General features: G+C 60.3%; 1 pseudogene. It reads right to left on the reverse strand.

Annotated elements, in window-relative coordinates:
* Window positions 1-315: pseudogene (locus tag L3N51_RS12395) on the reverse strand (ISNCY family transposase); the annotation flags it as partial.
* Window positions 316-330 lie beyond the last annotated feature (15 nt).

Genomic DNA, 330 nt, shown 5'->3' on the forward strand with positions numbered 1-330 from the left:
AAGGTTATGACCTGTACGTTGAGCTCCCTCCTCAACCTGTCCAGGACCTGGAGGGTCATGTCCACCTTCGTGGAGAAATTCAGGTCCTGTCCCACGGCCTTGGCCATCTCGGCCACCTTCCTGGCCACGTACGCGTCTACGTGGACCAAGTACACCTCGCCCGTGACCAGGTCCCTCACCGTGACCACCAGGAGCTGGATCGCGGGGATGAAGGTCCCCTTCACCCTGGAGTAGAAGAACATGGCCCTGTTCTGACACGGGCATGGCCCTGGCGTAGGCCTTCTCGTCGAAGGTATCGTCCACCGCCACCTGCACTGGATGATCTCCAAC

Source organism: Metallosphaera javensis (ex Hofmann et al. 2022) (genome assembly GCF_022064045.1).
Lineage (GTDB): Archaea > Thermoproteota > Thermoprotei_A > Sulfolobales > Sulfolobaceae > Metallosphaera > Metallosphaera javensis.